This window comes from Pedomonas sp. (genome assembly GCF_036515995.1).
In the GTDB taxonomy this organism is placed as follows: Bacteria; Pseudomonadota; Alphaproteobacteria; order Sphingomonadales; family Sphingomonadaceae; genus Pedomonas.
On sequence record NZ_DATBUP010000182.1, the window covers coordinates 1 to 26,167 of the forward strand.

At 60.5% G+C, this 26,167-nt stretch carries 24 protein-coding genes; 11 read left to right on the forward strand and 13 right to left on the reverse strand.

Annotated features, from left to right (window positions below):
* Positions 1-384: 384 nt before the first annotated feature.
* Positions 385-639 (forward strand): DUF3297 family protein, encoded by a 255-nt coding sequence (locus VIG90_RS13390; RefSeq protein ID WP_331594024.1) that lies wholly within the window; start codon positions 385-387, stop codon positions 637-639.
* 88 nt (positions 640-727) lie between these two features.
* Here VIG90_RS13390 and VIG90_RS13395 read toward each other — a convergent pair whose 3' ends face one another.
* Entirely contained in the window at positions 728-2,995 is a 2,268-nt protein-coding gene (locus tag VIG90_RS13395) for an NADP-dependent malic enzyme (RefSeq protein WP_331594025.1), read from the reverse strand.
* 731 nt (positions 2,996-3,726) lie between these two features.
* Here VIG90_RS13395 and ybaL point away from each other — a divergent pair.
* From ybaL to VIG90_RS13410, 3 genes are all read left to right on the forward strand, one after another.
* Positions 3,727-5,571, forward strand: coding sequence for a YbaL family putative K(+) efflux transporter (ybaL, locus tag VIG90_RS13400; RefSeq protein WP_331594026.1), 1,845 nt, complete (start codon positions 3,727-3,729; stop codon positions 5,569-5,571).
* 182 nt (positions 5,572-5,753) lie between these two features.
* Entirely contained in the window at positions 5,754-6,116 is a 363-nt protein-coding gene (locus VIG90_RS13405) for a copper-binding protein (protein ID WP_331594027.1), read from the forward strand.
* Positions 6,117-6,218: 102 nt separating this feature from the next.
* Positions 6,219-6,719, forward strand: coding sequence for a nuclear transport factor 2 family protein (locus VIG90_RS13410; RefSeq protein WP_331594028.1), 501 nt, complete (start codon positions 6,219-6,221; stop codon positions 6,717-6,719).
* Between the two features lie 24 nt (positions 6,720-6,743).
* Here VIG90_RS13410 and VIG90_RS13415 read toward each other — a convergent pair whose 3' ends face one another.
* Positions 6,744-7,559 carry a class III extradiol ring-cleavage dioxygenase gene (locus VIG90_RS13415; RefSeq protein WP_331594029.1) on the reverse strand — a complete coding sequence of 272 codons (816 nt, stop codon included), beginning with the start codon at positions 7,557-7,559 and terminating at the stop codon, positions 6,744-6,746.
* Positions 7,560-7,897: 338 nt separating this feature from the next.
* Here VIG90_RS13415 and VIG90_RS13420 point away from each other — a divergent pair, with 338 nt between their 5' ends.
* Positions 7,898-9,829 (forward strand): NAD(P)/FAD-dependent oxidoreductase, encoded by a 1,932-nt coding sequence (locus tag VIG90_RS13420; protein WP_331594030.1) that lies wholly within the window; start codon positions 7,898-7,900, stop codon positions 9,827-9,829.
* Between the two features lie 256 nt (positions 9,830-10,085).
* A complete protein-coding gene (locus VIG90_RS13425) occupies positions 10,086-10,880 on the forward strand; it encodes an SDR family oxidoreductase (RefSeq protein ID WP_331594031.1) in 795 nt (264 codons plus the stop codon).
* 21 nt (positions 10,881-10,901) lie between these two features.
* Here VIG90_RS13425 and VIG90_RS13430 read toward each other — a convergent pair whose 3' ends face one another.
* From VIG90_RS13430 to VIG90_RS13450, 5 genes are read right to left on the reverse strand one after another with little or no spacing between them, the layout of a single operon-like run.
* Positions 10,902-11,783 (reverse strand): DMT family transporter, encoded by an 882-nt coding sequence (locus tag VIG90_RS13430; protein WP_331594032.1) that lies wholly within the window; start codon positions 11,781-11,783, stop codon positions 10,902-10,904.
* A gap of 14 nt (positions 11,784-11,797) precedes the next feature.
* A complete protein-coding gene (locus VIG90_RS13435; RefSeq protein ID WP_331594033.1) occupies positions 11,798-12,700 on the reverse strand; it encodes an NAD(P)-dependent oxidoreductase in 903 nt (300 codons plus the stop codon).
* Positions 12,701-12,723: 23 nt separating this feature from the next.
* Complete coding sequence (locus tag VIG90_RS13440) at positions 12,724-14,163, reverse strand: aldehyde dehydrogenase family protein (protein ID WP_331594034.1); 1,440 nt, start codon at positions 14,161-14,163, stop codon at positions 12,724-12,726.
* Positions 14,160-15,395, reverse strand: coding sequence for a CaiB/BaiF CoA-transferase family protein (locus tag VIG90_RS13445; protein WP_331594035.1), 1,236 nt, complete (start codon positions 15,393-15,395; stop codon positions 14,160-14,162). The genes VIG90_RS13440 and VIG90_RS13445 overlap by 4 nt, the downstream gene beginning before the upstream one ends.
* A 20-nt stretch (positions 15,396-15,415) precedes the next feature.
* A complete protein-coding gene (locus tag VIG90_RS13450) occupies positions 15,416-16,243 on the reverse strand; it encodes a crotonase/enoyl-CoA hydratase family protein (protein WP_414695502.1) in 828 nt (275 codons plus the stop codon).
* A gap of 86 nt (positions 16,244-16,329) precedes the next feature.
* Here VIG90_RS13450 and VIG90_RS13455 point away from each other — a divergent pair, with 86 nt between their 5' ends.
* The 3 genes from VIG90_RS13455 (at position 16,330) to VIG90_RS13465 (ending at position 19,458) form a co-directional block, all read left to right on the forward strand.
* Positions 16,330-17,226, forward strand: a complete 897-nt coding sequence (locus VIG90_RS13455) for a LysR family transcriptional regulator (protein WP_331594037.1) — start codon at positions 16,330-16,332, stop codon at positions 17,224-17,226.
* 100 nt (positions 17,227-17,326) lie between these two features.
* The gene (locus tag VIG90_RS13460) at positions 17,327-18,478 is read left to right on the forward strand and encodes an acyl-CoA dehydrogenase family protein (protein ID WP_331594038.1); all 1,152 of its coding nucleotides are present in this window, start codon (positions 17,327-17,329) and stop codon (positions 18,476-18,478) included.
* Entirely contained in the window at positions 18,478-19,458 is a 981-nt protein-coding gene (locus VIG90_RS13465) for an acyl-CoA dehydrogenase (RefSeq protein ID WP_331594039.1), read from the forward strand. The genes VIG90_RS13460 and VIG90_RS13465 overlap by 1 nt, the downstream gene beginning before the upstream one ends.
* 20 nt (positions 19,459-19,478) lie before the next feature.
* On the opposite strand, the gene VIG90_RS13470 is transcribed toward VIG90_RS13465, so the two are convergent.
* From VIG90_RS13470 to VIG90_RS13490, 5 genes are all read right to left on the reverse strand, one after another.
* Positions 19,479-20,192 carry a helix-turn-helix domain-containing protein gene (locus tag VIG90_RS13470; protein ID WP_331594040.1) on the reverse strand — a complete coding sequence of 238 codons (714 nt, stop codon included), beginning with the start codon at positions 20,190-20,192 and terminating at the stop codon, positions 19,479-19,481.
* A gap of 105 nt (positions 20,193-20,297) precedes the next feature.
* Positions 20,298-21,014, reverse strand: coding sequence for a hypothetical protein (locus VIG90_RS13475; protein WP_331594041.1), 717 nt, complete (start codon positions 21,012-21,014; stop codon positions 20,298-20,300).
* Between the two features lie 12 nt (positions 21,015-21,026).
* Positions 21,027-21,785, reverse strand: a complete 759-nt coding sequence (locus tag VIG90_RS13480) for an SDR family NAD(P)-dependent oxidoreductase (RefSeq protein WP_331594042.1) — start codon at positions 21,783-21,785, stop codon at positions 21,027-21,029.
* A complete protein-coding gene (locus tag VIG90_RS13485) occupies positions 21,775-22,146 on the reverse strand; it encodes a steroid Delta-isomerase (RefSeq protein ID WP_331594043.1) in 372 nt (123 codons plus the stop codon). Before VIG90_RS13485 ends, VIG90_RS13480 begins: the two co-directional genes overlap by 11 nt.
* 20 nt (positions 22,147-22,166) lie before the next feature.
* On the reverse strand, positions 22,167-23,612 hold the full coding sequence (locus VIG90_RS13490; RefSeq protein ID WP_331594044.1) for an FAD-dependent oxidoreductase: 1,446 nt from the start codon (positions 23,610-23,612) through the stop codon (positions 22,167-22,169).
* A gap of 335 nt (positions 23,613-23,947) precedes the next feature.
* Here VIG90_RS13490 and VIG90_RS13495 point away from each other — a divergent pair, with 335 nt between their 5' ends.
* Entirely contained in the window at positions 23,948-24,430 is a 483-nt protein-coding gene (locus tag VIG90_RS13495; RefSeq protein WP_331594045.1) for an Lrp/AsnC family transcriptional regulator, read from the forward strand.
* Between the two features lie 11 nt (positions 24,431-24,441).
* On the forward strand, positions 24,442-24,912 hold the full coding sequence (locus VIG90_RS13500) for an Lrp/AsnC family transcriptional regulator (protein ID WP_331594046.1): 471 nt from the start codon (positions 24,442-24,444) through the stop codon (positions 24,910-24,912).
* Positions 24,913-25,046: 134 nt separating this feature from the next.
* Here the strand turns inward: VIG90_RS13500 and VIG90_RS13505 are convergent.
* Positions 25,047-26,167, reverse strand: a 1,121-nt coding sequence (locus tag VIG90_RS13505) for an MFS transporter (RefSeq protein WP_331594047.1), incomplete at its 5' end; no start/stop codon positions are given.

The following is a 26,167-nucleotide window of genomic DNA, read 5'->3' on the forward strand; positions in this document are numbered from 1 at the left end:
CCGCCATTTTTATATCGTATAAATCTATTCCTAGAAATTCTGTGGCGGCGTCCTGAAAATAATTTAATATGGTATTTAAGGAAGACATGTGCACATCTCCCGTAAAGTGCAATTTAACCGCTCAATGGAATTGATAAATCCAAATAATGTTAAATTAAATGCGATTGTATTGAGGCGGAGAACGAGCCGGAAATTCTCAGGTTCCGCTATTTTAAAGGGAATATTGGATTGTATAGCGTTTATATTTTTGAATTATTATTGTAATAATTTAAAAATTGAGGTTTCTGCGCCCCCGGCATCACTCTGACAGTCCGCTTGGTTTTGAGGAGAGGTGCCGTTATATGCGGTCCAGTACGAGAAACGCCCAATCGAAAGTGCAAGCCTATGAGCGATACGCCGCCGGACCGCCTGTCCATCAATCCGAAGAGCCCTTACTTCAATGCGGCCGTGCTTGAGCGTGGCGTCGGCATTCGTTTCCGTGGCGCGGAGCGCACTGACGTGGACGAATACTGCGTTAGCGAAGGCTGGATTCGCGTGCCGGTTGGCAATACCCGCGACCGTCACGGCTATCCGCTGACGATCAAGCTGACGGGCACCGTCGAGCCTTATTTTCAGGAAGCGGGCGAGCAGGGCGAGTAACTGCTCTTTTCCGCTCCGGAAAGAACAAAGCCATCAGTTGCAGGGTGCAACTGATGGCTTTTTGGTATCTGCGGGCTTTGGCTTGGACTCAGGCCTGAAGCTGGGCAACGCTAAGCGCTGTAATATTCACAATACCGCGTGCCGTGGTGCTGGGTACCAGTACATGAAGCTGCTTGGACATGCCGAGCAGCAGCGGGCCAATCAGATGGCCGTCATTGGCTGCGGCCAGCAGAGTAAGACTGATATTGGCAGCATCCAGCGTCGGCATGATAAGAAGGTTGGCGGAGCCGGTCAGAGGGCTGCGCGTGACCATTTTGCTGCGAATACTTTCGGCCAGAGCGGCATCGCCATGCATTTCACCGTCAATCTCAAGATCCGGGCAGCTTTGACGAATGAGCGTGAGGGCCTGGCGCATCTTGCGGGCCGTGGGTGAATTGCTTGCGCCGAAGTTGGAGTGAGACAGAAGGGCTGCCTTGGGTGTAACGCCGAAGCGCTGCACGGTGTGGGCCGCCAACTGGGTCATCTCGGCGATTTGCTCTGCCGTGGGGTCGAGATTCATGTGCGTATCGCACAGGAACAAAACGCCGGACGGTAGTATGACCGGCGACATGGCGTAGACGCGGCTCACGGACGGGCTGTGCGGAATGATGGGCAGAACGTCTCGGGTCTGCTGCCACCAGTCGCTGCGGCCGCCGACCAGGGCGGCATCCACAATGCCTGCCTGCAGCAGCATGGCTGCCGCGATGTTGGGGCGGCGGTGAATGCGGCGCTCCGCAGACGTGGGTGGTACACCTCGCCGCTCTACCAGTTGTTGGTAGCGCTCCATCAAGGGGTTGAAGGTTTCGTGATCATCTGCCGGGTCGAGGATCTGGACGTTCACGCCGGGCTGCATTCGCAGGCCCATTTCGCGGATGCGCGCCTCGATGATTGCTCTGCGGCCGATCAGGACCGGCTCCGCGATCCGTTCGTCGAGCACTGTCTGTACAGCCCGCAGTACCCGTTCGTCTTCGCCTTCGGCATAGGCAACCCGCTTGGGTGCGCGGCGCGCGGCTTCGAATACGGGGCGCATAAGTTGGCCGGAACGGTACACAAACCGCTCCAGTTCGGTGCGATAGCTCTGGAAATCGGCGATTGGCCGTTTGGCGGCACCCGATGCCATCGCCGCCCGGGCAACCGCGGGCGCAATTTCAAGCAAAAGGCGCGGGTCGAATGGCTTCGGGATAATGTATTCGGGGCCGAACAGCGGTGCATCGCCGCCATAAGCGCTTGCAACCACCTCGCTTGCCTCAGCGCGAGCCAGTTCCGCTATGGCCTCTACCGCTGCGATCTTCATTGCGCCGTTGATTTCGGTGGCATCCACATCGAGTGCGCCGCGGAAGATGTAGGGGAAGCACAGGACGTTATTGACCTGGTTCGGGAAATCGGAGCGGCCCGTTGCGACGATGGCATCCGGACGAATGGCCTTTACCAGATCCGGAAGGATCTCCGGCTCGGGATTGGCCAGAGCGAGGATGAGCGGCTTGTCGGCCATCATCGGCAGCCATTCGGGCTTTAGGACGCGCGGTGCGGACAGGCCAAGGAAGAGATCTGCCCCGATCAGCACCTCATTCAGGGCGCGCGCATCGGTGTGGCGGGCATAGCGGGCCATATTCGGCGGCATGTTGTCGTCACGCCCCTCGTAGACCACGCCATTGATGTCGGTCAGGGTGACGTTTTCGGGCTTCACGCCCATCTCAACCAATAGATCCACGCAGGCAAGGGCGGCTGCGCCCGCACCGGACGTAACAACTTTTACATCCTCGATCCGCTTGCCTTGCAGCAGCAGGCCGTTGCGCACTGCAGCCGCGCAGACAATGGCAGTGCCGTGCTGGTCATCATGGAACACCGGAATGCTCATGCGCTTGCGGAGCTTCTGTTCAATCTCGAAGCATTCCGGTGCTTTGATGTCCTCAAGGTTGATGCCGCCGAAGGTGGGCTCGAGGGCGGCCACAACCTCGCAGAAATGATCGGGGTCGTTGGAGCTGACCTCGATATCGAATACGTCAATGCCGGCAAACTTTTTGAACAGGACGGCCTTGCCTTCCATCACCGGCTTGGAGGCAAGCGGGCCGATATTGCCAAGTCCGAGGACGGCCGTGCCGTTGGTGATGACGGCAACAAGGTTGCCACGCGCCGTATATTCACGCGCTGTTTCGGGGTCGGCTTGAATTGCTTCGCATGCTGCAGCGACGCCAGGAGAATAGGCCAACGACAAATCGTGCTGGTTCGCCATGCGCTTGGTCGGCTCGACCGCCAGCTTGCCCGGGCGCGGCGAGCGGTGATAATCCAGAGCGGCTTTGCGAAAGTCTTCATCCATGGTCCAACCCCGTTGGCAAACTCAACAAAACTACCGCCTTTGATAGCAGCTGGCAGGCTTCAGCGGTAGCAGCCCTGCGCGCCGTTCTCAAGTCGAGTGTAGGGCAAAACTGGCCCATTAATAGCCAAGGGCCGGATCGCGCGAAGACAGCGGCTGTCGGAAGACAGATGTGACCGGAAGGCCCTGGGTCTAAGAACTTCGAACGCATCCATTCGGGCGAAGTTGTCCAGTGTCTTTAATTTCTCATGAGCAGAGAAGGCCGATTCCGAAACGATTTCGGGCCCATGGGCATATTACTGGTAGAGTTGAAGCAGTGACATGATCTTCATTATGTGATGATTATATTTTTATGGATGGCGAATGAATTGTTTTCAATGTGTTCTATGAATTGAAAAGTAAGTGCATAATTTCCACTACGGAGATCTCATAGCGATTTATTTATTAAAAGAATATGGATAATCTTATCTAATTTCCTTTTAATTTATTGTTATAACGTCGTTTCGTTTTCAGATTATTGTTGGAAACTTGATTTTTTAAATAAAATATCAGGGACGTTATTTGGATAATATTTATAGAATTAAATAGAAGGAGGCATTTGGTAAACGCGGCCTGGCATGAAATTTCTTCCATGAAAGACTTGCGCAGGCGTACGTGCGTTTTCCATAATGTGCTTATACCCACCCCCTGCCTTTTGTCGGGCTGCAGCCCAGAAGTGGAGTGCAGACTAACGCATGCCCCATGATACGCCCCTGATCGCTACTATCGTCGGCGGCATTGGTCTTGCCTTCATTCTTGGCACGATCGCCAGCCGCTTACGTATCCCGCCGCTGGTGGGCTATCTGGTGGCAGGCGTAATGGTCGGGCCTCATACGCCAGGCTTCGTGGCAGATCAGTCCTTGGCTCCCGAACTGGCGGAAATGGGCGTCATTTTGCTCATGTTCGGCGTGGGTCTTCACTTCTCGCTGAAAGACTTGCTGTCCGTGCGAGCAATAGCAGTGCCAGGTGCGGTCGTTCAGATCGCTATAGCCACGGTCATGGGCTCGGCATTGGCTTGGGCACTGGGTTGGACCATCGAGTCCGGTTTCGTTTTCGGCCTGGCACTTTCCACAGCCAGTACAGTCGTGCTGCTGCGCGCGCTTCAGGAACGCAGGCTGATCGATACCGAGAAGGGGCGCATCGCTGTCGGCTGGCTGATCGTCGAAGATCTGGCCATGGTCTTGGCGCTGGTGCTGCTGCCCGCGCTGGCAACGATGTTAAATGCAAGCGATGGCGCGCCCGGCGTGCCGTCAGATGCCAGCATCTGGGGGGTGCTTGGCATTACCTTGCTGAAGGTGGTTGCCTTCGTGGCATTCATGCTGATTGTGGGACGACGGGTCATCCCGTGGGTGCTGCACTATGTGGCGCACACCGGTTCGCGCGAATTGTTCCGCCTTGCAGTGTTCGCCATTGCTCTTGGCGTTGCCTTCGGTGCGGCCAAGCTGTTCGGCGTCTCGCTGGCACTGGGGGCATTCTTTGCCGGCATGATCCTGAGCGAATCCGAGCTCAGCCATCGGGCTGCGGAGGAAACACTGCCGCTGCGCGATGCGTTCGCAGTGCTGTTCTTCGTCTCGGTTGGCATGATGTTCGACCCAATGAGCGTGGTGAACGAGCCCTGGCCGGTGCTCGCAACCTTGCTTATCATCATGATTGGCAAATCGGTCGGCGCCTTCTTTATCGTGCTGGCCTTCGGGTATCCGATCTCGACTGCTCTGGCCATCTCCGCCAGTCTTGCGCAGATCGGTGAGTTCTCGTTCATCCTTGCGGGCCTCGGCGTGGGTCTTGGCCTGTTACCCGAACAGGGTCAGGACCTCATCCTCGCGGGCGCAATCCTGTCGATCCTGCTTAATCCCGTTGCCTTTGGGGCAATCGGCTGGCTTCGGCCCCGGTTGGAAAAGAACGCCCTCTTCAGTTCTATGGCAGGCACGAAGTCCGTTGCTCAAGCCAGCCCGGTTGCACCTGAGGTTGGGCAGCAGGAAGAGAATCGGGTGACCGAGAAAACCGGTCATACCATTCTGGTCGGCTATGGCCGGGTCGGCAGTCTCGTGGGTGACTCTCTGAAAAGCGGTAATCTGCCCTATCTGGTCATTGAAGACAGTGAAAAGACTGTCTTTGCCCTTCGGGACCAAGGCATCGAGACGATCGCGGGCAATGCGGCAAAGGCGGATATTCTGCGCTCTGCAAACCTCGCTGAGGCACAGCGCATTATCGTCGCCATTCCCAATGCGTTCGAGGCGGGGCAGATCGTCCAGCAAGCCAAGGCGGCCAATGCGATCGTGGATGTCATTGCTCGCGCTCATTCGGACGCCGAAGTGCAGTATCTGACCGATCTTGGAGCAACTTCAGTCATCATGGGCGAAAGAGAGATTGCTCGTGCCATCATTGATCGCGTCATGGCTGATACGCAACCGGTCCTAACGCCGACCGAGGAAGCCGAGGAGCCCGTAATAGGTGCTTTTCCCAACAGGCCCGAAGGTCTGGCAGCCGAGCCGCACACTGAAGAGAACCCGCCTCTGGGCCGGGAGGCCGGGGCTGCGTGACTCTGCTCCGGCGCAGGATGGCCTGTCCTCCGCTGTTCCGTGCATGCAACAGATTTCAGTGCGTCTTCCAGGAGTGAACAAGGCATCCAAGACCTGTCCAATGCGTATCCTTCTCGGCGGGCTGGCCGCTTGCCGCGGACCAGCCTGCCGCCATGGATCGTACCTTTTCGGGGAATGACGGCATGAAGCGATACATCATCATCAGCGCGGCATCGGCGGCTTGCCTGGTTCTGGGAGCCTGCGGGCAGGGGCAAGGGCAGGGGCAGTCCGCAGAACAGGCAACCGCAACGGCTTTAAGCGGCGATGAGGTTCAGGATGATAAAACATATACCGCAACGGGTACGATCACCGCGATTGCCGGCAATCAGGTGACGATTGCTCACGAGGCGGTCAAGGAACTGGACTGGCCAGCTGCAACGGCTGACTTTCAGGCGCAGAATCTGGACCAGATCATCGATCTTCGTCCCGGAGACAAGGTTTCGTTCAGTTTTAACCAGGCTGGCGGACAATATATTCTGACAAAGATTGAGAAGCGGGGCGCTTGAGCCCCCATAAATAACGCCTCGTCTTCTGGCCGATGCCGTTTTAACAACGGATGAAAGATCGGGCATCGGCGTTTCAGCGCCGCTCTATTGAAGGCTGAGATCATGGTGCGAGGCAAGCTGGTAGTCAGGATCCTGGGCGCTGTCATTGCGTCGTCGTTGCTGGGAGCGGCGCCGACAGCGCAGCCGGCGGTGGCTGCCGAAGTCGAGGGACGGGATACGCCCGAGGCGGCGTTCGAGCGTTACCGACAACTCATCAATACCCATGATTTCGAGCGACTGGCCCAGACGGTCATTGCGCCGGACGCCCTCTTTGTCTTCACGGAGAAGACGCACCGGGGCCTCAGCGAGGTGCGCGCTGCGTTCGAGCAAACCTGGTCAGTGCTGCCCAACGAGGTCTATGCTATGACCGATGCGCAGTGGCTGGCACGGGACTCAAGCTCGGCCTTGGTCGTGTTCCGTTATAGCTATCGGGGAACAACGAAGAATGGCCAGGTGCTCTCCGGCGGCGGGCACGGCACCAACCTCTACAAGCACACGCCTGCAGGCTGGCGGCTCGCCTATGAGCATCTCAGTCATGACCCCAAGCCAGCGCCCGCCAGTTGACGGGCGCTGAGGTCAATTCCGGCTTCAGCCGAAGCGGAAGCCGGAAATGGCCTTGCCGAGCAGACGCTCATTGTAATCACGCGTGCCCGGCGCATTGTCCGCCGCGCCGACGGCAACCATCAGCGGCAGTAGATGCTCGGACGTGGGATGGGATGCCAGTCCGCCGGGTGCGGCTTCCCACTCGTTCAGCCGTTTCTCGCGCTCGGCAGGATCCACGCGGGTCAACGTCTCGTACAGCCAGTTGTCGAACTGCTCGGCGTCGCGATCCCCGGGGCCGGGTCCGAAGTGCGCCAGGTTGTGGTAGCTCATGCCCGAGCCGATGATGAGAACGCCTTCGTCGCGCAGCGGGGCGAGCGCCCGGCCGATTGCCAAATGCTGGGCGGGATCAAGATCTTGCTGCAGCGAGAGCTGGAGCACCGGCACGTCCGCTTCTGGATAGCTTACCTTCAGCGGGATGAAGACGCCGTGGTCAAGCCCGCGTCGCTCCTCCTTGTCCATGGCCAGGCCGGCCTCGGTCAGGAGGGCCTCGACGCGGGGGGCCAGATCCGTCGCGCCGGCAACAGGGTAGGTGAGGCGATAGGTGTGTTCGGGAAAGCCGTAGTAGTCGTAGAGCAGCGTCGGGTGCGCCGCAACGTTCACTGTCGGCCGCTTGGTCAGCCAGTGGCCCGAAATGATCAGGATCGCGCGGGGGCGCTCCTCGAGAGTGGCGGGCAGATCGCGCAAATAGGCCTCCATTCCGTCCCAGAGGTCGGCAGGCCAGCCCAGCGGCATTTCCATAAAGAAGCACGGACCGCCTCCATGAGGAATGAAAAGGGTCGGCATGCGCACTGTCGCGGTCACTTTAAACTCCATATCTGCACATAGAAGCCGGCATTGGCTGGCAGGTCGGCCCAAAGCCGGCGGGTATTCTGCCAAGGCTTTCCCTTGCACAAGTTAGGCCGGCCGGATTGCTGCTGAAACCTCCCGATTCAGCAAGACTGAGTTTCCGGGCCGGGGAAAATAGCCCAAGGGCTGCCTGACCCGAAACAAGCGACTTGTCGCCAAAAATGGGGGGTATTCTGCAAGCAGGGCGCAGCAATCCACAACGCCAGCGCAAGTTCCATTGACGCCGACCCTCGCCTTCTGTAAGTGAACACTTACAAGATTGACGCCGATAGCCGGACGAGAGGGGTTGGACAATGGCAAGGGACGATGCAACCGTGGGTTTGGGCGACCGCCTGCTTCCAATGAAGGACAGTGCCGAGCTTCGAGCCGCACTGGCGGAAGTGAACGTGCAGACCCTGTTGATGGTCTATGTCCATATGACCCACGACGAGGCCATGCTGGATAGGTTCGCCCCCCACATCCGCCCGGTTCTTTCCGGCCAGCCCAGCGACATTCCAGCCGAACTGGCCGACGAGCTTCGAGACCGCCTGCTGCAGGTGCTGACTCAACCGGGTGCTGCTCGCACCGAACCGCTGCCGCTGGATCTGATGCAGCGCATGATGAGCGTTGGTGTCGGCGAGCAGGTCGAAGACGAGTTTATTCCGCTATTGCTGGAACAGATGGGCTTCGAGAAGCCCTTGCCGCGCAGGGAAGTGCCGGACCGCAAGGCTCCGCCGAAGGGCTTCAAAGTGCTGGTGATCGGCGCTGGCCTGACCGGCATCGTGGCAGGCATCAAGCTGGCGGAGGCGGGGTACGAGTACGTCATCATCGAGAAGAACCCTGATGTCGGCGGTACCTGGTTTGAGAACGTCTACCCGGGCGTGGGCGTGGATACGCCCAGCCACTTCTATTCATACTCCTTCGAGCTGAACCCGGAGTGGAATCATTACCATCCGCAGGGCCGCGACATGCAGGACTACTTCGTGCGGGTTGCGGACAAACATCAGCTGCGGCGCCACACCCGCTTCGAGACGACAGTTCTGTCCTGCGTTTTCGATGATGCGACCAACTTGTGGAGCGTCACGGTTCGCAAGAAGGACGGTTCGCAGGAGGTCCTGGTCGTCAATGCGGTGATCAACGGCCATGGTCCGGTCAACCGGTGGTCCTGGCCCAAGATTGCAGGAATCGATGCTTTTGAGGGCATCAAGATGCATACGGCAGGCTGGGATGCCAGCGTCGAGGTCAAGGGTAAACGCATTGCCGTGATCGGCACTGGCGCTAGCTCGGCACAGCTCGTGCCGGCCCTTGCACGCGAGGCTGCGCAAGTGACGGTGTTCCAGCGTTCAAAGCACTGGGTATTGTACAATCCCGAGCTCAGCCACGCCGTGAGCGAGAATATGAAGTGGGCGCTGCGACATATTCCGCATTTCTTCGAGTGGTTCCGATTCCGCATTTACTGGGCGTCAGCCGATGGTCTGTACCCGAATGTGGTGATGGACCCGGCATGGGAAGGCAACATGCTGGCGGTCTCGGAATACAACGAGACGGTCCGTCAGTATGCGCTGTCTTACTTGCACGCAAAGTTCAAGGATCGCCCCGACCTGATCGAGAAGCTCACGCCTGATTTCCCGATTTTCTCCAAGCGGATCGTTCTGGACAATGGCTGGTTCGATGCCCTGCTGCGTGACAACGTCACGTTGGAGACCGAGACGATCGACTGCATCCTGCCCAATGGCATTCGTCTCAAGGACGGGCGGGAAATCGAGGTCGATATACTGGTGTGCGCCACGGGCTTTGACGTGGCGAACATGGTCGGCAATCTGAAGATTATCGGGCGCGACGGCCGCAATCTTGGAGAGGAGTGGGGTCCGGAAGATCCGCGTTCGTACCTTGGCGTCGCGGTCCCCGGCTATCCAAACTACTTCCTGACCGTAGGCCCGAACAGCGCGCCCAACCATGCGGCAGGCCAGAACATGATTTCGGAGGCACAGGTCCATTATATTATCGAGTGTCTGGATCAGGTCGTAGCACGTGGTGCGTCCGTCATCGAGCCGACACTTGAAGCTTATAATGAATGGAACCAGAAAATTGATGATCGTCTGCCACAGATGATCTGGTCGCACCCGCGCGCCAAGAGCTACTACAAGAACAGCAAGGGGCGGAACTTCATGTCCTTCCCGTTCCGGCTGGTCGACTACTGGAACTGGACGCGCAAGCCGGACCTGAACCATTTCAAGTTTGACTGAATTTGACGCTTTTCCAGATACCCGCCTGTTCCAGCGGGCCTGGCCGCGGCGTTGAATAGTGGCTCGAGAGGGCCAGAACTTCCCGAAGTAGCAACGCAACTACCCCCTGCCGCAAGGCAGGGGGTATTTTTCTCTAAACGGGATTTCCGGCTGCAAGCTAGCAAAAGCAGGAGCCTGGATGGTCCCGCCTAGAATCCTGCTCGATCGTCAATCTCTGGAATGTCATATTGCGCAGAATAAATGAGGGAGGCGTATCATGGCTGAGGGAAGACTGGCGGGCCGGGCAGCAATCATCACCGGCGCAGGAGACGGCGTGGGCCTGGGCATGGCAAAGCGCTTTGCAGCTGAAGGGGCTGCTGTGCTGGTGGCCGAATTCAATGAAGAGACGGGATCAACTGCCGCTGCAGCCTTGCAAGCAGCGGGCGCACGGGCCCAGTTCTTCAAATGCGATGTCACCGAGCAGGCGCAGGTGGAAGCAATGGTCGCCACCTGCGCCGAGCAGTTCGGCTCGGTCGATATCCTCGTCAACAATGCTTATCGTGGCATGGGATATCATCGCGTCGAGAAGATGCCCGACGAGAATTTCGAGCATGCCCTCAAGATCAACTTCTGGGCGGCCAAGTGGTCGATGACGGCGGCCTTTCCGTACATGAAGAGCAATCGCTGGGGCCGGATCATCAACGTTGGGTCTTTGAACGGCGTGAATGCCCATGTCGGCACGACCGATTACAACATCAGCAAAGAGGCGCTGCGCGCCTTGACCCGTACTGCCGCACGCGAGTGGGCGCCTTACGGCATCTGCGCCAATATCATCTGCCCGGCGGCGGCGTCTTCGTCGTTCCGGACCTTTTCGGAGCGGCAGCCGGAGCTTGCCACCGTCATGGAAGCGGCAAACCCGATGGGGCGTATGGGTGATCCGGAGAAGGACATCGGGGGCGTGGCCGTGTTCCTGGCCAGCGAAGATGCGCGGTATCTGACCGGCAACACGCTCTTCGTCGACGGGGGCGGGCATATCAATGGCGTCGCCTGGGCGCCAAACCTGCCGGAGTAAGGCAGGAACGGGCAGGGGCGGCTAGGTCGGCTTCCTGCCCGCCTGCTGCTCGCGCCAGATAATGAATAATGTCGAGCCAACGATGATTGCAGCGCCAATGGCGGTGCTGAGCTGAGGCATTTCATTGAAAAATACGAAGCCAACCGCAGCGGCCATCACCAGGCGGCTGTAGTCGACGGGTATCACGGCTGTTGCGTCGCCCACCTTCAGTCCGACAAGAGAGCAGTATTGGTTCAGCACACCGGCCATGCCCATGGTGGCGAGCAAGGCAAGATCCTTTGCAGACGGCCAACGCCATTCGGCCAGCGCCATTGGCAGCGACAGCACCAGACCGAGGATTGACGCCCAGACCAGCAAGGTGAGCGTCCCATGGCTTGACGTCATCGACTTGGCGCTGACATTGGCGAAAGCCAGCAGCAACGCTCCACCAAGAGCGGCAAGCTGAGGCCAGCCGATGCCGCCCCCTGCCTCGGGCGGCATCATCACCAGGATGCCTGCAAACCCAATAATCGTAGCGAAGAGTCTCAGCGGGCCGACCCGCTCCTTCAGGAAAAACACGGCAATGGGCACGACCCAGAGCACTCGCGTAAACGAGATGGCGTTGGCGTCGGCCAGGGGCAGCAGGCGGAAAGACTCGAAGGTCAGGATAAAGCCGCCAACCGTCGCTGCCGCGCGAAACAGGATGAGACCGAAGCGATCCGTTGCAAAGGCTGTCCGGCCGTGTCGGACCATCAGCGGCAACAGGATGACAGTCCCGGCAAGTTGACGATAAAATGTCTGAATCGCTGCCGAATAGTCGCTGCCCAGGAATTTAATCAGGCTTGTCATCAGCGTGAAGGTGATGGCGGACAGAAACATCCACCATGCACCCACCACGTTGGGAGAGACCCGGGCCGCCACCATGATCCGATCTTTGCTCACGCCTTGAGGCGCGGCGCCTCCACCCCTGCGCGCTCGCAGGCCAGGTCGAGCAGTGCCGAATAGTCTTTCGATGCATAGGGCGTCGCGCGGGCGCCGCCGAAGACCGCGTGGGCTGCGGCGCCTACCGGAAGGCCGATGCGCTGCTCGGCGGCAGCAGTCATGGCCAGCGTCATGTCCTTGAAAGCCAGATCGATAGTGAAGCCCGGTTCGATGTCGCCCTTCAACACCTTGTTGACCATCAGGGTATGGAATTGGCCGTTCTGAGCGGTTGTTGCTCCCGTGACATCGCGCATGGTCTCAATATCAAGCCCCAGCTTGGTGCCAAGGGCGATGGCTTCGGCGCAAACCTCAGCAACGGTCAGCAGCAGGAAGTTGTTGATGAGCTTCATGCGCGAGCCCATGCCCGGCTTGCCGCACCGATAGATGGTGGTGCCCATGGCGTTGAGCAGCGGCTCGACACGGCCAAAGACTGCGTCTTCGGCGCCGACCATGAACAGGGATTCGCCGCGCTCCGCGTGCAGCACAAGGCGGCCCACCGGGCAATCGGTAAAGGCAATGCCCTTGGCCCGGCACGCGGCGGCGATGCGGTCGGTGCCGTTGGCATCGATAGTCGACATGTCCATCAGCACGGTGTCTGCGTCGATGTTGGCAAGCACGCCGTCATCGCCCAGCACCACGGCCTCGACATGCTGGGTAGCGGGCAGCATGGTGATGACTATGTCCGCACCCCGGCTAGCCTCCGCCACGGACGATGCCCTGCGGGCGCCAAGCGCGGCGAGTGTCTCGATCTTGGACGCATCGACGTCAAAGACGTTAAGATCGAAGCCCTTGCGCTGCAGGTTCGAGGCCATGGGCATCCCCATGGCGCCCAGCCCGATAAAGCCGACTTTGGTGGCCATCTGTTTCCTCCCCCTGATGCGTCTTAAAGAACGCCGTGATTGATGTAAGCCGTCTTGATCTCGGTGAAGAATTCGGCGGAGGCCGTGCCCTGTTCGCGGCCTCCGTAACCGGACGGCGCTCGGCCGCCGAACGGGACGTGGTAGTCCACCCCTGCAGTTGGCGTGTTCACCATGACGAGACCCGCATTGGACTCGCGGCGGTAGCGCTCGGCATGCTTCAGGTTGGTGGTGGCGATGCCTGAGGACAGGGCCAGTTCGCAGTCCTTGGCGACGGCGATCGCCTCGTCGAAATCCTCGACCTTGATCACGCCGGCGACCGGGCCGAACACCTCTTCCCGGTTCAGCGCCATCTCATTGTGCGTATTCAGGAACAGGGTCGGAGCGAGGAAGTAGCCGCGCGTGCGCGCCTCTACCGCGACGCCGCCAGCCGCCAACTCGGCTCCATCAGACTTGGCCTTCTCGATAAAAGTCATGTTCTTGTCGAACTGCGGCTTGTTGGCGACCGGGCCGATGTCCGTATCCGCGTCCAGCGCGTGGCCCACCTTGAGCCCTGCCACGGCCTTGACCAGTTTCTCGACAAAGGCATCGTGTATGCCCTTGGTGACGATGATGCGCTCGGACCCGGTGCAGCGCTGGCCGGTCTGGCCCCAGGTACCCTGCGCGGCGGCGGCAACGGCCACATCCAGATCGGCATCATCCAGCACGATAAAGGGGTTCTTGCCTCCCAGTTCCAGCTGAACCTTCGTCATGGTCGGTGCGGCCATCTGCAGGATCTTACGACCCGTCGGCGTCGCACCGGTGAAGGAAACGGCGTCCGCGCCGTCGATCAGGGTCTGGCCCAGCGCGCGGCCATCACCGAGGACAAGGTTGAATGCGCCCTTGGGCAAACCAGCCTGCTCAAGCATTTCTGCAAGGATGATGGCGCAGCCCGGCGTGAATTCGGACGGCTTCAGGACGACGGTGTTGCCGTAGGCAAGGGCCGCAGCCACCTTCCAAGCCGGAATGGCGATCGGGAAGTTCCAGGGCGTAATGGCGGAGATGACGCCCACCGGTTCGTAGCTGATGATGACGTTATGACCATCGCGCAGCGATGGATACCACTGGCCGGGATGACGCACGACCTCGCCTGCGTAGAAGTGAAACACCTGCGCGGCACGCGTGGCCTCGCCGATGCCTTCCTTCAGCGTCTTGCCCTCTTCGCGGGACAGGAGCGTGCCGATCTCCTCGGCGCGGGCGTACAGCGCATCGCCGACCTTGCGGAGCAAGTCTGCGCGGGCTTGCGTATTGTAAGACCGCCAGCCCGGCAATGCGCGGCGGGCTGCCGCCAGCGCCTCTTCAGCATCGGCAACGCTCGAGACGGCATATTCGCCAACAGTCTCGTCAAGATCGGACGGATTGATCGTCGGCAGGAGGGAGGCTGCCTCCCGCCACTGTCCGTCGATGAAGTTACGGCCTTTGATCATAGTTCCTCCGCGATGACGCCGCCGTCGAGGAGGCGTGCGATTTCCGTGTCATCGATGCCAAGAACATTACGCAACACACGGACCGTGTCCTCGCCGGAGCGTGGGGGGGCGCGGCGATAATCCGCCGGAGTTTCCGACAGCTTGGCTGGAAAGCCCAGAACTTTCACTTCTGTCCCGTCCGAGCGGGTCATGCTGTGAATGAGGCCGCGCGCGGAGACATGAGGGTCCGCCAGAATCTCGGGAATTTCGTTGACCTTGCCGCCGGGAAGCTTGGCCGCTTCCATGGCGGCGATAAGGTCGGCCGATTTCCACCGCTTGATGGCAGGGCGCATTTCATCCTGAAGCGCCTTGCGGTGAGCATTGCGCGTGCCGTTGTTTACAAACCGGGGATCATCGGGCAGCTCCGGCTTGCCGATAAGCTCGCAAAAAGCGCGGAACTGCCGGTCGTTTCCAAGTGCGACGAGAATATCGCCATCAGAGCACGAGAAGTCCTGATACGGTACGGTGTTGGGGTGCTCATTGCCGAGACGACGCGGGATCATGCCGCCGTTCAGATAATTGGATGCCTGATTGACCAAGAGGGCAACCTGCGTATCCAGCAGCGAGCAGTCGATGTGCTGACCCTGTCCGGTCTGATTGCGATGGTTGAGCGCAGCCAGAATGGAAATTGTCGCGTAGAGACCCGTCAGGAGATCGCTGATGGGAATTCCCACCTTCATCGGGCCGCCGCCCGGTTCGTCGTCCGGCCTGCCGGTTACGCTCATGAGGCCGCTCATGCCCTGGATAAGGAAGTCGTAACCGCCACGGTCCTTATAAGGGCCGGTTTGTCCGAACCCGGTGATCGAGCAGTAGATCAGGCGCGGGTTGACGGCGCTGAGGGATTTGTAATCCAGGCCGTACTTCACCAGGCCGCCGACCCGGAAGTTCTCAACGACAATGTCGCATTCCTCTGCCAGCTTGCGGATCAGCGCCGCGCCATCAGGATCGGCGATGTTGATGGCAATCGAATGCTTGTTGCGATTGGCGCACAGGTAATAGGCGGAATCGCGGGACCCGTCCTGAAGGAAGGGAGGGCCCCAGCGGCGGGTGTCGTCGCCCTGTCCGGGCTGTTCGATCTTGAAGACTTCCGCTCCAAGATCGCCCAGCATCTGCGTGCTCCAGGGGCCTGCCAGGACGCGGGACAGATCGAGGATCTTGAGACCGGCCAGGGGGCCGGACGGCTTGTCGCTCATGGTCTGCGGTCCCTTGCCAGTTACTCGCCCGTGAACTCGGGCTTGCGCTTCTCCAGGAAAGCGGAGACGGCCTCGTGATGGTCGGCGGTATGATGAGCCAACGCCTGATAGGCAGCAGACAGCTCAAGCAGCGGCCCGAGTTTCATATCCTGACCTTCCCGCAGCAGGCGCTTGGCAAGGCGCGTTGCATGACCAGGGTTGGCGGCAATGCGGTGCGCGATCTTCTGTGCCGTGGAGAGCAGCTGGTCTGCCGGCACCACCTCGCTCACCAGGCCGTATTCCAGAGCCTTTGCCGTATCGATGGCATCGCCGGTCAATGTCATCAACGAGGCGCGCGCCATGCCGATGACGCGTGGGAGCAGCCAGGCGCCGCCATCACCCGGCACGATGCCGAGCTTGACGAAACTCTCAGCAAAGATCGCGCCTTCGGCAGCGATACGGACATCGCACATGCAGGCCAGATCAAGGCCGGCGCCGATCGCCGGGCCGTTGATGGCAGCAACCACCGGCACTTCGAGTTCGTAAAGAGCAAGCGGAATCTGCTGGATGCCGGAGCGGTAGCCATTGCGAATCTGGTAAGGCGTGCCGCCGAACATGCTTTTCTTGTCGCGCATGTTCTTCACGTTGCCCCCTGCACAGAATGCAGAGCCGGCGCCGGTGAGCACCACAGCCTTGATGGTCGCATCACGCGTAGTCTGGGCACAGAAATCGGAAATTGCGTCGATATGCTCCTGTTCGGAAATCGCGTTCCGCTCGTTCGGGCGGTTGAGTGTGGCGGTCACGACAGGGCCATCACGTTCAATGATCAGGAACGGTTCCACGAAGCCTTCTCCCAAGACGCAAGTCATGTTCTGTTTTCTCACGGTAGCGCTATACAGGCCAGCCGACGGGCGCTAATATTGATTTTAGTGTTTCTGATACTGATTGGCTATCGATGGATCTGCGCCAGCTGCTCTATTTCACCACGCTTGCCGAGACGCTGAACTTTCACCGCGCCGCCGAGCGACTGCATATCTCTCAGCCCCCCCTGACGGTTGCCATTCGCAAGCTTGAAGAGGAATTGGGCGCGCCGCTGTTCGTTCGTGGACCGCGAGGCGTGTCGCTGACGGCGGCGGGAGAAGCTGCGCTGGAGGCTGCTCGTGCTACGTTGTCCCATGCGGATCATGTGCGCCACGCCGTGCGGGAGGGCAGCCTGGGGGAGAGAGGGCGGCTGCAGGTGGGCTTTGTTGGATCCGCCACCTACGAGCTTCTGCCCAAGCTGATTCCGCTTTTCCGCCGGCGTTACCCGAACGTGGACCTGGTGCTGGAGGAAGGTGCAAGCATCGACATTGTCCGGAAGATCCGCTCGCATCAACTGGATGTAGGAATTGTGCGTCTGCCGCTGCTGGAGCTGACCCAGTTGGACACGCAGGTCATCGAGATGGACGAGCTGGTGGTGGCGGTGCCGATGTCCAGTCCCCTGGCCCAGCGCCGCTCCTTGCCGCTCTCACAGCTGGCTGCCGAGCCGTTCATTCTCTTCACGCGCATCAGCGTCATGCACGCGATCATCCTGATGGCCTGTCATAATGCGGGGTTCGTGCCGAAGGTGGCGCAGGAAGCGGCGCAGGTGCATACGATCATGAGCCTGGTGCAGAGCGGACTGGGTGTTGCGCTGATGCCATCCAAGGCGACGCGGTACGTACCCGAAGGCGTCAAGCTGCTCAGGCTTGCCGATCCGATCCGGATCGAGACCGGGGTTGCGCTGTCACGTGAGACAGCCAGCCCGTTCGCCTTGAATTTTCAGGCGCTTGCGCTCGAAAAGGCCGATTTACGGAATGTATCGCAAGGCTGAAAATCAATATTAGCCTGTTCGCTCCATTGATGACAGGAAAACACCCGATCGGCTCCGCATTGTGCGGATGCAGGGAGAAGTTAGATCTGGGTGTGCCACGGTGTTTGACAGCCTGACGCTTTCCCGTCTTCCGGCAGAAGACGAAGCCCTCCGCGTGCCTGTACGGGCGATGATTGCCGAGGCGATCGCCAGCCTACCCGTGCATAAACGGGCGCGCTCCTGGCAAGGGTTTGATGCGGCCTTCAGCAGGGCCCTGGGCGAGGCTGGGTATCTGGGATTGTCCCTGCCCAAGCGCTATGGCGGCGGTGAGCGCGGGCCGTTCGCCCGGTTCGTGGTGGTCGAGGAACTGCTTGCGGCCGGTGCGCCTGTCGGCGCCCACTGGATCGCCGATCGGCAGAGCGCGCCCCTGATCCTCAACTACGGGACAGAGGCCCAGCGCGAATTCTATCTGCCCCGCATTTGTCGCGGGGAGGCCTTCTTCTGCATCGGCATGAGTGAACCCGGCTCCGGTTCAGACCTTGCCAGTGTGCGTACCCGAGCAGAGCGCACCGACAAGGGCTGGTTGCTGAACGGCCAGAAGATCTGGACGACCAATGCGATGCATGACGACTACATGATCGCGCTGGTTCGCACGTCTGGAACCGCGGCAGACCGGCATCAGGGCCTGTCCCAGCTGATCGTTGATCTGAAGGCGCCGGGTGTTACGATCCGCCCGATTGTCGATCTGACGGGGGACGCCCACTTTGCCGAAGTCTTCTTCGAGAACGTGGAACTGGGCGAGGATGCTCTGATAGGCAGGGAAGGCGACGGCTGGCATCAGGTGACCGCCGAGCTGGCTTTCGAGCGCAGCGGGCCGGAGCGCATCTACTCCAGCATCGTGCTGGTCGATGCCTGGATACGCCATGTTGCGGCCGCAGGGCGGCTGGACAATGGGACTGCTGAGCTCGCCGGCCATCTGACGGCGCAGCTTGCGACCTTGCGTGCCATGTCCATTGCCGTGACGGCCCGGCTGGCAGCAGGCGAAAGCCCGGTGACCGAGGCCTCCTTGGTCAAGGACTTGGGGACGACGCTGGAGCAGTCCGTGCCGACGCTGATCGGGGACGATCTTGGCGGACACCCGGATGAACCGGTCGATGCCGAGCTTTACAAGACACTGATGTACGTAAGCCAGATCGCACCCAGCTTCTCGCTGCGGGGCGGGACGCGGGAAATCTTGCGCGGGATCATCGCCCGTGGGCTGGGGCTACGCTAATGGACAGCAACGAACTTCTTGATCCCTTCAATCGCCTTCTGGAAGACGTGGCTGCGCCCGGCGCGGTTCGCGAGATCGAGGCGAGTGGTCCGGCAGACGCGCTGTGGGCCGGCTTGACCGACTCCGGGTTCCTCGACGCCCTGGTGCCGGAAAGCGCGGGCGGGGCGGGGTTATCCCTCGCTGATATCCATCCGTTGCTGCAGGCGCTGGGCCGCCATGCGGTGCCGGCGCCCGTTGCGGAAACCATGGTTGCGCGCGCCATCCTAGCCAATGCCGGGATCGAATGTCCCGCTGGTCCCATCGTGCTGGCGGTTCTCAGCGGTCAGGCCACGGGCGCGGTCCCATTTGCATGTGTTGCCAGCCATGCGCTCCTCGAGGTCGGGGGACAGCTGGTGCTGACCCCCATGGCTTCGGCAACGGTAACTGCCACCGGGGTGCAAGGGAGCCTGGCAGCGTTCCTGTCCTGGCAAGGTGCGCCCCAAGGGCCGACATGCGCGGCTCCTGCTGAAGGGCTGCGTACGATTGCTGCTGTCATCCGCGCGGCCGATATGGCGGGGGCGGCGGACCGCCTGCTGAATATGACGGTCACCTACGCAAACGAGCGCGTGCAGTTCGGCAAGCCGATCGGCAAACAGCAGGCGATTCAGCAACAGCTGGCTGTGATGGCGGAACAGGTCGTGGCATCGCGGCTCGCATCCCAGATTGGCTGCGCCAGCGGCCTTCCGCCCAGCCTGGAAGGGGCAGCAACGGCAAAGCATGTGACAAGCACTGCCGCGGTCCAGATCGCCAATATCGCCCACGCTGTACACGGAGCCATTGGCATAAGCGAGGAATACGACCTGCAACTTTATACGCGCCGCCTGCGTGAGTTGCGGATCGCGGATGGGTCAGAGCGGTACTGGGCCGCATTGCTCGGCAAAAGCCGACTGGCCAAGGCCTCTGAAAACAGCGTTGATTTCATCCGTCAGCTCTGTGGCTGAGGGCGATGCGGCGGCGCTGCTCAGGCGCGCCGCACGCGCGTTTTGCGGGCCGGTGCCTCGGCAGTCTCTTTTACCTCTGGATCACGATCGTAATAGGTTTCAAGCGCCTCGTCGGTCAGTCCAAGTCCGCGCCCGCAAAACCAGACGGCGGTGCGCAACAGAGCCTCGTCACCCCCGTTGTACGGAATGCTGGGGGTTGGTGTGAGGCGCGAGGCCGAAATCATGCTGCCGATATGCTCAAGGAACAGCGAAACGTTGACCGCATCAATCGGTTCGCCTTTCAGGTCGCCTGACGCACGTGCGGCTTCCAGCGCCTGCTGCACCGGTTGTGTCATCAGGCGAATGGCCCGGCGGTAGATCAGGCGCGCGTAGCTGCCATCGCCCGCGAGGCTGGCAAGCATGATGCGCGTTGCTTCGGCCTGATGGGTCGGTCGATCGTTAAGGCAATTGCGGAAATAATGTTTGATCGTCAGCACGAGACTGTGTGTGCTGGGTTCTGGAAGGCCTAAGCTGTCGAAGTTTGCGTTCTGCTCCCGAATCAACTGTCGCAAAACGGCGCGATAAAGCGCCATCTTCGAGGGGAAGTGCCGATAGACCAATGCTTCGGACACCTTGGCCGCCGCAGCGATCTGCTGCGTCTTGGCGCCTTCATAGCCACGTTCGGCAAAAACAGACCTTGCCGCCTCAAGAATGGACGAGCGGCGGTCGGCTCCAGAGATGCGCTTCCGTTTCATAGGTAAACGCTTACCTCATTTTACCGCGAGGGAAAATGATTAATGCCGGACTGGATGCCGACCGCAGAAACTCGCCTTTTTCCTGGTTGCTCTATCGCCCGGGCGTTAATTTACCTTCCGCAGCTCGTACTGACTTGTGGGAAGAACATCGATACGGGTCTGGTCGATGAAACGCGCGCAGCTGTCCATCATGGCCTGCAGATTGGCCTCGAACTTCGCCTGATCACCGCGTGCATCGAAGAAGGCCTGCGGATCATCCATGGCATCGTCCGGGAAGCACTCCTCCACGATGGCGACATAGCGGATCGGCCCCTCGATCAGTGGGCGGATCACCAGGTTCTGGAGGTATTCAAAGTTGTCCTGCGTGTCGATGGCGACAGGCGTGTGCAGAACCTGCCAGTTGTAGCGCCACTGATCGTATTCCAGATGATCCGGTTGCTGCAGGAAGCAGAACTGCGACCACCCCGCGGTGCGCTTGCCTTCCTCGGATGGGAACCGGGTATTGGGAATGACGCTCGACTGTAGAACGAGCCAGGCGGCGATGTCTTGGGCGGCGTCCTTCAGGATCGCGTCGACCGGTGCGCGGAACGCATCATGGCTGACATCGAGCCAGATCTGGATGGCGGCATCGATCTCAGGATCGGTAACCGGGCGGCAAAGGCCATTTGCGCGCTCAACATCCTTATCGCGCAGGTTGAACCGCAGGCCCCGAACGTTCGGCAGGGCGAGCAACTTCGGTGCCGTTTCAGCAAGCAAGCGTTCGTTGAGCGCCTCGCGGCTTTCACCCTCGCGCCGCCACAAGGCGTAAATGACTTTTTCCATGTATCAAGCCCCTTAGTCGAAGTTTGCCTGTCCGCCGTCGAGCGGAATGGTGGCCCCGGTCAGATAGCCGGCCTCATCGCTTGCAAGCATGGCAACAGCCCGACCGATGTCGCGCTCGCAGTCGCCAACCCGGCCAAGCGGAATGGTGCGGAAGAAAGCTTCGGCTTCTTCCGGATTGTGCTCGATCCACTTCTCCATGCCGGTGGACATGGCATGTGGTGCAATGTTGAGGACGCGGATCTTGTCCCGGCCCCATTCAGCAGCTGCCGCGCGGGTCAGGGGCCGCATGGCCTGCTTGACCGAACCGTATGTGCCGTAGTTCGACATGTCCCAGCGCACGCCAGCCGAGCTGATGAGGTTGAAGATGGTGCCGCCACCCCGCTGAACCATGATCGGCTGAACCAGCTTCATCAGGCGGAACGCAGCCAGAGGGCCGCTTTCGAAGCCGGCAACGAACTGCTCATCCGAGACGTTCATGAGGGGGCCAAGCGGCACGATCTGGGCGTTGTTGACGAGGATGTCGATCCCGCCCAGCGTTTCGTTGGTCTTGGCAACCACGGCCTCAAGCGAGCCTGCATCGCATACATCGCCCGCCAGCGTTGCCGTACGGCGACCCAGCGCCTGCACTTCAGCGGCAACGGCCTCCAGCTTGTCAGCAGTACGGCCGAACAGCGCGATATCAGCGCCTTCGCGGGCCAATGCCAGTGCAATGCCACGTCCGACGCCTTGGCCGCCGCCGGTGACCAGCGCAATTTTCCCCTCAAGCTTCATCTGGAATAACCTCCATATCGGACGGGCCCCAAAAGCCGCGCAGGCTGGTGATCCGTCCCTGTTCATCAAACGTGCATACATCCACTGACCGGATGCGCATTCTGCGCGCCCCCGGCGGTGTGAATTCAACGTCAAAAGCCAGCGCCGCTTCCGCTCCGTGTGAACCTCGGATGGGGGCGGCGGGGTAAATGCGAGTGTTGAACGCAACAGTATCGCGGAACCACGCAGCAATCTCCGGGCCGTGCTTGATCGGGGAGCCGACAGGGTCCTCGATCGTCGCATCTGGTGCGAACAGCGCGGTCACACCATCGGCGTCGCCTGCGTTGATCCGGTCGACGTACGCCTGCAGTCCGGCTTTCATCTTGGCTTCATCCCGCACGGTCAGGCATGCTCCGCAATGGTGCGCGCGGCGCGACGAGCAAAATAGGTGGATTCGCCGATACAGACGCCACTTGCGTAGGACAGGCTGCCCTGGGCGAGGTTGGAAGCGGTGGCCCCAGCAGCAAACAGGCCTCGGATCGGATTGTCCGAAGCATCAAGGACACGCGCGTTCACGTCGGTTCTAAGGCCGCCCAGACTGAAACCGGAGAATATGGCCTTGCCCAGCGAGCAGTCGATCGCGGCAAAAGGTGCCTCGACCAGGGGCTGGCACCACTCAGTATATTTGTGCATGACACTGTCGCCGCCCTGAGCGGCGTCGCGATTGTAGGTTGCAATCGTTTCCTGGAGCGAGCCTTCCGGCAAGCCCAGGTCGCGCTCCATGGTAGCGAAATCCTCCCACACGTCGATCAACTGCTGCTGCCCGATGCTGGGCGGGGCGTACATGGCAGTATCGACGATGAGATAGGCCGTGTGATCCGGCTGGTGGACAATCGCTTCGCTGGTGCGTGCGTGGTAAGAATCCTCGGCAATGAAACGGCGGCCCAGCTTGTTGACCAAAACGCCCTTCAGGTACCCTTCAGGCGGATACAGCGGCGAGGTGATCAACTGCGCATCCATATGGGCGGTTGCCGCGCCGACGCCGACGCCCAGCTTGATGCCCGCGCCGTTGGAGTAGGGACTGCCGACAATGTGCACGTCTTCTCGTGCCATGACCGGCAGGAATTCTGCAGCCATTGCAGGATCCATGGCAAAGCCGCCTGTTGCCAGGAGAACCCCGCGTCGGGCGCGCACGAAGTGGTCACTGCCGGCACGGCGGAAGCGCAGGCCAACGACGCCGCCGCTTTCATCTACAACCAGTGCATTGACGTTGGCATCGTATTCGAAGCGGGTGCCGGCATTCTCGGCGGCCTCGATGAGGGTGTTGATCAGCACGTGCCCGGCGGCGCCGGGAGCCGCTACCATATGGCCGCGCGGAACGGGCTTTGCCACGGTGATGTGCGGATGAGCCTTCTCCCCGCCCGTATAGGACAGGGTCTCGTCTGACGGCACTTCATAATGTTTGCCGCCATAGTACTTCGTGTTGAAGGGGACGCCTTGCGCCTTCAGCCATTCGTAGTGCGAGACGCTCTCTTCGCAATAGGCGCGGATCTTGTCGTGAGGCGGGTTCGGCATCTCACAGGTGAGGAAGGCGATCATGTTCTCGACCGTGTCCTCGAACCCGTTCGCCTTTTGTGCGTCCGTGCCGGCGCCAAGGTAGATGTAGCCGCCGGATGCGGCGGTCGAACCGCCGCCGCCCGAGGCGCGTTCAACCACGAGAACGTCAATGCCCTTGGTGCGGGCCTCGATCGCAGCTGATGCACCGGCAGCACCCAGACCAACGATGACAAGGTCCGCTTCTTGAGTAAAAGTGGCATTCGCCGCCGCGACGGGCTCGAAAACTTCCATGACGCTCCCCAGCATAATTTTTGTTTTGCGTAGCATGTGGGCAAATTGGACTGTAGTCAATTAAGCTTTTTTGGGGAGCTGCCCGTAGATTGCGTAGCAGTGCTGCGCCTTGAGGGCGGGTTTATATGGGGCCTGCGGACATGGGGTTGAGCGTCATAGGGTCACCCCAGGCGATCTGCTGAGTCTTATCAGATGGGGAGGATCCGCTTGGGCGAGGTTTTCTCTGGGTTAAGCACCTGATAATGATCGCCTTGCGGAGGTAGGCCGCGTCACTGTTGCTAGCGTCTGCATTTCCGATCCATTATGACAAATCATTGCTCCAGAGGACGCGCCTTATGCAAATTCGATCCGGTAAGACGCTTTCGCCCCCGGCACTCGATGCTCTTGATCAGGGGATAATCGAAATCTTGAGGCAGAATGGTCGTGCCACCAACCAGGAGATTGCGGATCGCCTGTCCGTCACGGCCGCGACGGTCTCGTCCCGTCTGCGGCGACTGGAATCGATGCGGGCGGCGCGGGTCGTGGCTGTCACGGATTTTGCTGCCCACGGCTACAATGTGCTGATCGCAGTGGGCGTGAAGGTGCAGGGCCGGGATGTGCGCGAGGTCGCGCGTGATCTGGCCCGGTTGCCGGAAGTGTTTAGCGCCAACATCATGAATGGCGCGCATGACATCGAACTGCTGGTTGCCTTGCGCGACTTCTCGGAGATCAATGTCTTTCTGACCGATCACGTCGCCGGCATCGCGGGTGTCAGCGAACTCAGTCCCGGTATTGCGGCAGATATCGTGAAGTTCGAGTTCAACGTGGTGCCGCTATGAACGGGGAGCGCATGGATGATCTGGACCGGCGCATAGTTGCCAAGCTGGCCCGCGATGCCCGTGTTTCCAACCGACAGATTGCAGCTGAACTGGATGTAACCGAAGGCACCATTCGCAGTCGTATCAAGCGCCTGCAGGCCGAGGGGCTGATCCAGTTCACAGTGGTGACGGACTTCAGGCTGGCCGGCTCGCCGAATCTCGTGATGATGGGCATCCAGGCCGACCCCAGCCGGGTCTCGACATTAGCGCGCCAGCTGTCCGACATGCCGGAGATCAGCTGTGTCATTGTACTGCTTGGCCGTTACAGCCTGCTGGCCATGGGGCTGTTTACCAGCATCGAGCAGTTGAACGAAGTCATCCTGGGCCGCATTCGCGTACTGGAAGGCATTCGTGAGGTCGAAACTTCAATCTCGGTGCATAACCTAAAGTATGAATTCGGTATCGCACGTATCACCAACCGGAACAGCGAACACGTTCAGTGACCGCGAATGCTCAGGGCAGGCCAAAATCTGGGCCGTTCGAGAGGGCAGATGCTCGATGTGCCAGCCGCTGACGATCCGGGTCAGCGGCTGAACTGTAGGTCCTCAGTGCTTTTGTGTGTGCACAGTTTGCATGACTATGCAGGCTGCCGGCTTTCGGGCGCGGGAGCAGTCTTTGCGGTCGTGCCCGGGGCTGACCCGGAATTGTCCAGGTCCTCGGCATAGCGGGCCCCGGCGCGCCAGAACATCAGACCGCCAGCCGGTATCAGGATGCCCATCACAAACAGGCTGTAACGCAGGCCCTCGATTCCATACCTGGGCGTGAGCACGTCGCTGACCATGCCGGCCAGCAGCGGTCCGACGGTGCTGCCGAGAACGTTGATCGCGACAACCAGCATTGCGGTTGCTTGTGCGCGCTGCTCAGGCTGCACAAGATTGGCTGCCGCTGCATAGGATGGCCCGGCCCAGAGGGCGGTGAGAAATGCTGTGGAGATCGACAGCAGCGCCACGACTGGCACGCTTGTACCCGCCAGATCGATCGCGGCCCCGTTCGGTACGAGAAGCATGGCGGCCATGAGGGGTGTGGCGAGGAAAAATCCGATCGCGGGTACGCGCAGTTGCCAGCTCGCATTGCGCCGGATCATGGCGTCTACGATAAAGCCGCTCGACATGGCGCCGGCGACGCCGCCCATGGCCACGCCGAGGCCGAGCCAGACACCGGCCTCCATAGCCGTCATGCCGTGCGAGCGCATGAAGTAGGTGGGCAGCCAGATGGCGCCGGCGTATCCAAAGATGTTGAACACTCCCATCGCGATGGCGAGTTGGCGCAGGGAACGGATCGACCAGAGTCCGGCCATGGTGGCGAGGGCAGAGCTGCGCGGTGCAGTTGCCGTCTGGGCTGCTGCGTCCCTGGCGCGTCGCGGGCCGGTCAGCCAGATCAGCAGCGCAAGCGGCAGACCGGGGGCAGCAAGGATCAAGAAGGCTTCGCGCCATCCGAAGGCGGCTGCCAGAATGCCGCCGCCGGTCAGGCCGAGGACAATGCCAAGAGATGTGCTTGCCGAGAGAATTCCAAGTGCGGTTGCACGGCGCTTGCCATCGAACAGGCTGGATATGATGGACTGCGAGGGTGGGAAGCCGCCGGCTTCGCCGATGCCGACGGCAACACGCGCTGCTGCCAATTGGCCGATATTGGCTGCCATGCCGCACAGGCCGGTTGCCAGGCTCCAGAATGCGGCGGAGAGGGCGAGCACCTTGCGGC

Bases quoted from the DNA above. Each gene is read 5' to 3' on its own strand.
- VIG90_RS13450 (WP_414695502.1), bottom strand. From the start codon at position 16,243: ATGACTTGCGTCTTGGGAGAAGGCTTCGTGGAACCGTTCCTGATCATT.
- VIG90_RS13465 (WP_331594039.1), top strand. From the start codon at position 18,478: ATGGACAGCAACGAACTTCTTGATCCCTTCAATCGCCTTCTGGAAGAC.
- VIG90_RS13430 (WP_331594032.1), bottom strand. From the start codon at position 11,783: ATGGTGGCGGCCCGGGTCTCTCCCAACGTGGTGGGTGCATGGTGGATG.
- VIG90_RS13485 (WP_331594043.1), bottom strand. From the start codon at position 22,146: ATGAAAGCCGGACTGCAGGCGTACGTCGACCGGATCAACGCAGGCGAC.
- VIG90_RS13440 (WP_331594034.1), bottom strand. From the start codon at position 14,163: ATGATCAAAGGCCGTAACTTCATCGACGGACAGTGGCGGGAGGCAGCC.
- VIG90_RS13475 (WP_331594041.1), bottom strand. From the start codon at position 21,014: ATGGAAAAAGTCATTTACGCCTTGTGGCGGCGCGAGGGTGAAAGCCGC.
- ybaL (WP_331594026.1), top strand. From the start codon at position 3,727: ATGCCCCATGATACGCCCCTGATCGCTACTATCGTCGGCGGCATTGGT.
- VIG90_RS13410 (WP_331594028.1), top strand. From the start codon at position 6,219: ATGGTGCGAGGCAAGCTGGTAGTCAGGATCCTGGGCGCTGTCATTGCG.
- VIG90_RS13435 (WP_331594033.1), bottom strand. From the start codon at position 12,700: ATGGCCACCAAAGTCGGCTTTATCGGGCTGGGCGCCATGGGGATGCCC.
- VIG90_RS13425 (WP_331594031.1), top strand. From the start codon at position 10,086: ATGGCTGAGGGAAGACTGGCGGGCCGGGCAGCAATCATCACCGGCGCA.
- VIG90_RS13420 (WP_331594030.1), top strand. From the start codon at position 7,898: ATGGCAAGGGACGATGCAACCGTGGGTTTGGGCGACCGCCTGCTTCCA.
- VIG90_RS13455 (WP_331594037.1), top strand. From the start codon at position 16,330: ATGGATCTGCGCCAGCTGCTCTATTTCACCACGCTTGCCGAGACGCTG.
- VIG90_RS13490 (WP_331594044.1), bottom strand. From the start codon at position 23,612: ATGGAAGTTTTCGAGCCCGTCGCGGCGGCGAATGCCACTTTTACTCAA.
- VIG90_RS13470 (WP_331594040.1), bottom strand. From the start codon at position 20,192: ATGAAACGGAAGCGCATCTCTGGAGCCGACCGCCGCTCGTCCATTCTT.
- VIG90_RS13405 (WP_331594027.1), top strand. From the start codon at position 5,754: ATGAAGCGATACATCATCATCAGCGCGGCATCGGCGGCTTGCCTGGTT.
- VIG90_RS13390 (WP_331594024.1), top strand. From the start codon at position 385: ATGAGCGATACGCCGCCGGACCGCCTGTCCATCAATCCGAAGAGCCCT.
- VIG90_RS13395 (WP_331594025.1), bottom strand. From the start codon at position 2,995: ATGGATGAAGACTTTCGCAAAGCCGCTCTGGATTATCACCGCTCGCCG.
- VIG90_RS13500 (WP_331594046.1), top strand. From the start codon at position 24,442: ATGGATGATCTGGACCGGCGCATAGTTGCCAAGCTGGCCCGCGATGCC.
- VIG90_RS13495 (WP_331594045.1), top strand. From the start codon at position 23,948: ATGCAAATTCGATCCGGTAAGACGCTTTCGCCCCCGGCACTCGATGCT.
- VIG90_RS13445 (WP_331594035.1), bottom strand. From the start codon at position 15,395: ATGAGCGACAAGCCGTCCGGCCCCCTGGCCGGTCTCAAGATCCTCGAT.
- VIG90_RS13480 (WP_331594042.1), bottom strand. From the start codon at position 21,785: ATGAAGCTTGAGGGGAAAATTGCGCTGGTCACCGGCGGCGGCCAAGGC.